This is a genomic window from Oleiphilus sp. HI0128 (genome assembly GCF_001635365.1).
In genome coordinates, this window is sequence record NZ_LWGG01000790.1 from 1 (window position 1) to 6,167 (window position 6,167).

The following is a 6,167-nucleotide window of genomic DNA, read 5'->3' on the forward strand; positions in this document are numbered from 1 at the left end:
TTAAAGACGCAGAATTAAGTGTTGTTGATGAAGTATCAGCAACCGAAGTTTTGCCTGACGACCATAGAGCTTTGGAACCACCTGATCCCATCCCGAACTCAGAAGTGAAACGAAGCATCGCCGATGGTAGTGTGGGAGGTCCCATGTGAGAGTAGGTCATCGTCAGGCTTCTATTAGAAACCCCAGTAGGTCGTCCTACTGGGGTTTTTTATTGTCTGGTGAAAAGGCAAATTTAGAAAAAATATGAAAAAACCTTGGAGATATACGTCTTCAAGGGTTTTTTGTTAATAGTTATAGCTCTGAATTAAACTTGCTACTATCTGACCGTGTTAGTAAGTAAATCAGGTGCCGCTGCTTATTATGTAGGTGTTCACGCTGGCTGTTGTAAGCAACACGCGTAAAACAGAGTTTTTATACCGGCATGGTATTTAGCTTTGCCGGTATTTCTCGAACTCTACGTTGATCTGCTCTTCAGTCATATGTTCCGTATTACTGATCCACTTATCGTGAATCTCTTTCAGCCGCAGATCATGTTCTTTACGAAGCTCCCTTCTTACTTTTGCTGCAATATAGCGCTGTTTTTGCTTATCTGCTTTAAAGTCGAGTGGCGGAACTTCTGTGGGCTTTCCATCCTCACCCATTGCTACCATAGTAAAATAGCAGCTGTTGGTATGGCGCTTCTCGTGAGAGTGAATATCTTCAGCAACGACTTTGACGCCTACTTCCATTGACGTGCGTCCGACGTAGTTTACAGAAGATAAAAAGGTGACGAGTTCGCCAATTTTAATCGGTTGGCGAAAGTTAACTTGGTCTACAGAAAGGGTGACGGCGTAATGGCCGCTATAGCGTGATGCGCAGGTATAAGCGACCCGGTCTAGTAGCTTTAATAGTGCGCCGCCGTGTACGTTACCTGAAAAGTTAGCCATTTCAGGTGTCATTAGCATAGTGAATATTACTGGCTCATTAGTGCCATATTGAATGTCAGACATAAGTTTGCTCCTCTAATGGTGCTATTGTAGACCTAAAGAGAAGCACTGATAATAAAAAAGGCCCCTTAAAAGGAGCCTTTTTATAATCTGCTAAGCTATTAGCCTATTCAGGAGTTGCACACTCACTTGCAGATGGGTTTTCAGCACAACGGATTTTCCAAAGCAGCTTGAGCGCTTTAGGGTCCATTTTACCTTCAGCTTTAAGTGCTAGACGAATGTCACGGCTAAACTTAACTAGCTCTTTTTTAGTCTCTTCGTTAGTTTTGATCCAGTACTTAGCTGGTATTTCTTTTTCGGCATCAGCAACTAGTTTATTGATAGCTTTCAAGCGGCCAACAACGTATTTACGCATTTTGTTACCAAAGTCTGCTGGGAAGTTGTCTTTCTTGGTGATTGTTTGAAGCATGCCGTAATATAGACGGTAGTCAAGAATGCCACCTTTGTCGCCAAGGCCGTGGTATAGCTCAAAAGTGTTGTAAGCTAGTGCTGGCATGAAAAGGATATCAATGTTGCCGTTGTTGAACTGGCCAGAGAACGTTGCCAAAGAAGTGCCTACAGGTGATGCGCCGGCCATGTTAGCAAGCTTGTGAGTCTGTGGGTCTTCATTAAGAACTGAAATCTTCTTGCCGCTGAAGTCTGCAACTGTATTGATGTTCTTATCGTTTACGAACGCGAACATAGAGCCAACAGGCCATGCAGCAACTGCTTCATATTGACCGTTTGTCATGATTTTGCCAGCCTTAGGGCTTGCAAGAGTAGCAAGAATTTTACCAAGACCAGAGTCGGAAGTGATACCGCCAATTGCATCAAGTGTCCCTGCGAAAGGAACAAATTGACGTGATAGGATTGCACTCAAGTGAGCGCCGTCACATACACCAGCTTTGAAGTCGTTAGCAGCAACTTTTTCATCGGTATAAGCGATAAACTCAAGATCTAAACCCCATGCGATAGCTTTTGGCTTTAAATCTGAATAGAAAGTCATTACTGGGCCGTTCTTCCCTACTGGATCCCATGTACAAATTGTTTTCTTTTCTAGCGCTGACGCTAGCGTACTAAAAAGAAAAATTACTGCGGTAAATAGTATTTTCTGTGCCGTCATCTTGACGTATCCCCAATTAAAATTACAAGTTCAAAGCGAAGCGCGAATTTTCGTCTATAATCGCGAGAAGTTCAATGGTCTTTGCTTTATTTGATAGACCAATTCGCAATATCGAGCATATGATAGTTTACTAGGTTGTTTACTCTAGACACTCTATAGGCTCGCTACTCTGTAGAGATATCGAAATAACGTGAATTCTTACTGACTGAGCATTGTTTAACTTAGGTCTTGTCGCTATAGTTAGCGGTTTGATTTAATAAGCTGCAATGTATTGTATTAGCTTAGATAAACTCTTTAGGATATTGATTTAGGAGCACGGCGAATGTCCGATAAAAATAAGCTTGTTATCTTTGATACGACCCTACGAGATGGCGAGCAAAGCCCCGGTGCATCGATGACCAAGGCAGAGAAATTGAGAATTGCTCGTGCACTTGAGAAGATGCGTGTTGATGTTATTGAAGCGGGGTTTGCGATTGCAAGTCCGGGCGACTTTGAGTCGGTTAAATCTATCGCTGATACAATAGTAGATTCTCGAATATGTTCTCTATCCAGGGCATTGGATAAGGATATCGATCGTGCTGCTGAAGCTTTAAGAGGAGCAAATGCGTCGCGTATTCACACCTTTATAGCAACCTCCCCGATCCATATGAAGTATAAGCTTCAAATGGAGCCAGATGCAGTTGTCGAGCAAGCTGTGCGAGCAGTAAAAAGAGCGCGAAGCTATACAGATGATGTCGAGTTTTCATGTGAAGATGCTGGTCGTTCAGAGTTGGATTTTCTTTGTCGTATTATAGAGCAAGCGATTAATGCTGGTGCTTCCACAATAAATATCCCGGATACGGTGGGCTATGCGATTCCCGAGCAGTTTGGTGAAACCATAAAAAACCTTATCGAGCGAATTCCAAATTCAGACAAAGCTATTTTCTCGGTTCATTGTCACAATGATCTCGGCTTAGCTGTTGCAAACTCTTTGTCTGCGGTAACCAATGGTGCACGCCAGATTGAATGTACTATTAACGGATTGGGTGAGCGAGCCGGAAATGCTTCTTTGGAAGAGGTTGTAATGGCAGTTCGTACACGATCTGACTTGTTTGACCTATCGACAAATATCGACTCTACACAGATCGTGCCTTGCTCGCGGTTAGTGTCGACGATTACCGGCTTCCCGGTTCAGCCAAATAAAGCAATTGTTGGTGCAAATGCGTTTGCGCATGAGTCTGGCATTCACCAGGATGGTATATTGAAGCATCGAGAAACTTACGAAATTATGAAGGCTCAAGATGTTGGCTGGCATACTAATAGTCTGGTTCTAGGTAAACACTCTGGCAGAAATGCATTTCGTTCCAGAATAGAAGAGCTTGGAATTTCATTGGAGTCTGAGACTGAGTTAAATCAGGCGTTTGCAGCATTTAAAGAATTGGCAGATAAAAAACACGAGATATTTGATGAGGATCTGCATGCATTGGTAAGTTCGACTAAATCTCTAGATCAGGTCGATCTCTATTCCTTGGTTTGTTTGTCAGTGTGTTCCGAGACAGGTGTTGTGCCTGTCTCAAAGGTTACTTTGCTCGTCGATGGAGAGGAAAAGTCTGCTGAGTCAGACGGTAGTGGCCCGGTTGATGCAACCTATAAGGCAATCGAGAAGATAGTTAACTCGGGTGCTGCGCAGCAATTATATTCTGTAAATAGCATCACAAGTGGAACCGACTCTCAAGGGGAGGTAACGGTTCGGCTAGAGAAAGACGGGCGTATTGTAAATGGTTTAGGTGCAGATACCGATATTGTCATTGCTTCTACAAAGGCTTATTTGCATGCGCTTAATTTACTTGAACGTCACGATCCACGGCAGCACCCGCAAGGCGATGTATAAGTAGTATGTTGGCGCTATCCGATAGGCAGTCGCACCTCTGTGCGATGGGGGTTCACCAGTGGTATGCCCGAACAAAGCTTTCCGGAGCTGCGCTGACGCCTGAAACGGTCCTCTTTCAGCCCGCGATAACAGATTTTGGTGAGTCAGAGTTAAAGCATGCTCCGCAGGATTCAGTTGCGCCAGAGCGCAATGTTACTGAGAGTTTGGCTGCAGTAGAGAGAGCTCACTCTGCCATGGATATTCTTAAAGCGGGTGGGCTTCGTCCTAACGGTGCTGAGGAACCGGTTCAAGAGAGTCTTGAGTCGCGAGCACCTGTAGGAAGACAGCAGTCAGATTCTGAAGGTGTTGATATTAGTGCTTTGCCTTCATTATCTGGTGATCGCGCCTTAGATAGTTTTTCTCTGGTTCTATATAGAACCAGTCATGGTTTGATAATTTCTGAGTCTTTGGAACCGGCAAGTCATCCAGTAGAGCTGACTCTGCTAAAAAATATAATTAAATCAAAAGCAGGCATGCATGACCTGCATGATAAGCCAGAATTCCAACAGCTGTTCAGTTGGCCGGTGTTCCGCTCTCTTAACTTGCAAAGTAAGCAAGGGGGGGATTTACCTGTTCTGCTGGCAAGTTGGATCAACTCCCATTGTGCTGAAGATGTAAAGAGTGTTCTGTATTTTGGGGCGGCGTATCCGCAGCTGAAGAAATTCTACGCCGAGCTAGTTTCATCCAGACCCGCTCTTAGCTTTAACGTTTTTAGTCATTCCCTGGCCGACATGCTTCGTTTCCCGCAGCGCAAGTCAGACACCTGGGTAGAATTGTGTGCTTACTTTGGTGAGTAAGTTGACTTCAATTTCCTTTCGAGACTTATGTAAAGCAGATTTAGACGCGGTCTTAAATATTGAAAGACGAGCCTACCCTTTACCCTGGAGTCAAAAAATGCTCGAGACCTCTCTAGGCAAAGATGACTGTTTTGGCGTAGAGCGGGCAGGGGTGCTTATTGGTTATGCTTTTGTTTCATATGTATTGGATGAAGCGCACTTGCTGAATATATGCATTGATCCTGCATATGCGAGAAAAGGCTTTGGTCGAAAGCTTCTTCAATACACGGTATCTAAAGCGATACAGAAGCAAGCAAATGTATTTTTTCTTGAGGTCAGAGAGTCGAATCGCCAGGCAATCGACTTATATTTCTCTGAAGGATTTAATGAGGTTGGTGTGAGACCAAATTATTATCCTGCTGCTCAAGGAAAAGAAAATGCCGTATTAATGACACTAGAGTTATCGGTCGACCTTCAAGTCTAAATTTTTCTCTTGCTGCGAAAAAATACTCAGACGTTTATAATCACAGAAATTTTTATTAAGGCTGGTTTTCGGACTGGCATGCCGAAATCTTAAGGTAAGTATTCTTAATGTCACAAATAACAGATGAAATCTCCACGCGTAGAACCTTTGCGATTATTTCTCACCCTGATGCGGGTAAGACCACCATTACTGAAAAAGTCCTGTTATTTGGCGCGGCGATTCAAAAAGCCGGTACCGTGAAAGGGAAGAAAAGCGGTCAGCATGCAAAGTCTGATTGGATGGAAATGGAAAAGGAGCGTGGTATCTCGGTAACGACCTCGGTGATGCAGTTTCCATTTAATAAATGTCTGGTTAATTTGCTTGATACGCCGGGGCACGAAGATTTCTCGGAAGATACTTATCGAACCTTAACTGCGGTTGACTCTAGTTTGATGGTGATTGATTCAGCCAAAGGTGTAGAGGAACGTACAATCAAATTAATGGAGGTTACGCGTCTTCGTGACACGCCTATTGTAACCTTTATGAATAAGCTCGATAGGGATATTAGAGATCCGATAGAGTTAATGGACGAAGTGGAAGACGTTCTAAAGATTGCGTGTGCACCAATCACCTGGCCTATTGGCATGGGTAAAGAGTTTAAAGGTGTTTATCACTTATATAAGGATGAGACAGTCCTTTATCAGACGGGGCAAGGTCATCAGATTCAGGATTCAAGAGTAATAAAAGGTCTCGATAATCCAGAGCTGGAAGAGGCGATTGGGCATTATGCAGAAGAACTTAGAGATGAAATTGAATTAGTTAAAGGTGCATCGCACGAGTTTGATCATGAGCTATTTTTAGCAGGCGAACTGACGCCGGTGTACTTCGGTACCGCTCTGGGTAATTTTGGTGTAGACCATATGCTTGAAGG

At 43.6% G+C, this 6,167-nt stretch carries 6 protein-coding genes and 1 rRNA gene; 5 read left to right on the forward strand and 2 right to left on the reverse strand.

The genetic code is table 11. The annotated features are described in order from the left end of the window. Positions 1–53 precede the first annotated feature (53 nt). Positions 54–168: ribosomal RNA gene (rrf, locus tag A3763_RS11315) — 5S ribosomal RNA — on the forward strand. 260 nt (positions 169–428) lie between these two features. On the opposite strand, the gene A3763_RS11320 is transcribed toward rrf, so the two are convergent. Further along, on the reverse strand, positions 429–989 hold the full coding sequence (locus A3763_RS11320) for an acyl-CoA thioesterase (RefSeq protein ID WP_197475491.1): 561 nt from the start codon (positions 987–989) through the stop codon (positions 429–431). Between the two features lie 103 nt (positions 990–1,092). Beyond that, complete coding sequence (locus A3763_RS11325; protein ID WP_068516429.1) at positions 1,093–2,088, reverse strand: putative solute-binding protein; 996 nt, start codon at positions 2,086–2,088, stop codon at positions 1,093–1,095. A 322-nt stretch (positions 2,089–2,410) separates the two neighbouring features. Here A3763_RS11325 and A3763_RS11330 point away from each other — a divergent pair, with 322 nt between their 5' ends. The 4 genes from A3763_RS11330 to prfC all read left to right on the forward strand — a co-directional run. Then, the gene (locus A3763_RS11330) at positions 2,411–3,958 is read left to right on the forward strand and encodes a 2-isopropylmalate synthase (RefSeq protein ID WP_068516426.1); all 1,548 of its coding nucleotides are present in this window, start codon (positions 2,411–2,413) and stop codon (positions 3,956–3,958) included. A gap of 5 nt (positions 3,959–3,963) precedes the next feature. Continuing rightward, positions 3,964–4,794, forward strand: a complete 831-nt coding sequence (locus A3763_RS11335; RefSeq protein WP_068516424.1) for a hypothetical protein — start codon at positions 3,964–3,966, stop codon at positions 4,792–4,794. Position 4,795: 1 nt separating this feature from the next. Continuing rightward, positions 4,796–5,257, forward strand: a complete 462-nt coding sequence (gene rimI, locus A3763_RS11340; protein WP_082880447.1) for a ribosomal protein S18-alanine N-acetyltransferase — start codon at positions 4,796–4,798, stop codon at positions 5,255–5,257. A gap of 107 nt (positions 5,258–5,364) precedes the next feature. Further along, on the forward strand, positions 5,365–6,167 hold an 803-nt coding region (gene prfC, locus A3763_RS11345), incomplete at its 3' end, for a peptide chain release factor 3 (protein WP_068760035.1).